We start from the raw sequence: 1,643 nt of genomic DNA, 5'->3' as shown, positions 1-1,643 counted from the left end.
AATGAGTTTGAAGTCAGTAATCATTGAGCCGATGCGAAAGCATCAACAAAACTTTAATTGAAGAGTTTGATCATGGCTCAGATTGAACGCTGGCGGCAGGCCTAACACATGCAAGTCGAGCGGTAACAGAGATTAGCTTGCTAATCTGCTGACGAGCGGCGGACGGGTGAGTAATGCATAGGAAGTTGCCCAGTAGAGGGGGATACCAGTTGGAAACGACTGTTAATACCGCATAACCTCTTTGGAGCAAAGCAGGGGACCTTCGGGCCTTGCGCTACTGGATACGCCTATGTGGGATTAGCTAGTTGGTGAGGTAATGGCTCACCAAGGCGACGATCCCTAGCTGGTCTGAGAGGATGATCAGCCACACTGGGACTGAGACACGGCCCAGACTCCTACGGGAGGCAGCAGTGGGGAATATTGCACAATGGGCGAAAGCCTGATGCAGCCATGCCGCGTGTATGAAGAAGGCCTTCGGGTTGTAAAGTACTTTCAGTTGTGAGGAAGGTTGTGTAGTTAATAGCTGCATAATTTGACGTTAGCAACAGAAGAAGCACCGGCTAACTCCGTGCCAGCAGCCGCGGTAATACGGAGGGTGCGAGCGTTAATCGGAATTACTGGGCGTAAAGCGCATGCAGGTGGTTTGTTAAGTCAGATGTGAAAGCCCGGGGCTCAACCTCGGAAGGTCATTTGAAACTGGCAAACTAGAGTACTGTAGAGGGGGGTAGAATTTCAGGTGTAGCGGTGAAATGCGTAGAGATCTGAAGGAATACCAGTGGCGAAGGCGGCCCCCTGGACAGATACTGACACTCAGATGCGAAAGCGTGGGGAGCAAACAGGATTAGATACCCTGGTAGTCCACGCCGTAAACGATGTCTACTTGGAGGTTGTGGCCTTGAGCCGTGGCTTTCGGAGCTAACGCGTTAAGTAGACCGCCTGGGGAGTACGGTCGCAAGATTAAAACTCAAATGAATTGACGGGGGCCCGCACAAGCGGTGGAGCATGTGGTTTAATTCGATGCAACGCGAAGAACCTTACCTACTCTTGACATCTAGAGAATCCAGCGGAGACGCAGGAGTGCCTTCGGGAACTCTAAGACAGGTGCTGCATGGCTGTCGTCAGCTCGTGTTGTGAAATGTTGGGTTAAGTCCCGCAACGAGCGCAACCCTTATCCTTGTTTGCCAGCGAGTAATGTCGGGAACTCCAGGGAGACTGCCGGTGATAAACCGGAGGAAGGTGGGGACGACGTCAAGTCATCATGGCCCTTACGAGTAGGGCTACACACGTGCTACAATGGCGCATACAGAGGGCAGCAAGCTAGCGATAGTGAGCGAATCCCAAAAAGTGCGTCGTAGTCCGGATTGGAGTCTGCAACTCGACTCCATGAAGTCGGAATCGCTAGTAATCGTAGATCAGAATGCTACGGTGAATACGTTCCCGGGCCTTGTACACACCGCCCGTCACACCATGGGAGTGGGCTGCAAAAGAAGTAGGTAGTTTAACCTTCGGGAGGACGCTTACCACTTTGTGGTTCATGACTGGGGTGAAGTCGTAACAAGGTAGCCCTAGGGGAACCTGGGGCTGGATCACCTCCTTACGAAAAGATTATTTTTGATGAGTACCCACACAGATTGATTAGGTTT

At 51.7% G+C, this 1,643-nt stretch carries 1 rRNA gene; it reads left to right on the top strand.

Annotated elements, in window-relative coordinates:
* The first annotated feature begins 54 nt into the window (after positions 1-54).
* Positions 55-1,597, top strand: a 16S ribosomal RNA gene (locus FH976_RS15670).
* Positions 1,598-1,643 lie beyond the last annotated feature (46 nt).

It is taken from the genome of Vibrio hibernica (genome assembly GCF_015223435.1).
Lineage (GTDB): Bacteria > Pseudomonadota > Gammaproteobacteria > Enterobacterales > Vibrionaceae > Vibrio > Vibrio hibernica.
Note: the sequence above shows the minus strand (reverse complement) of the source record. Positions and strands in the feature narration are given on the sequence as shown.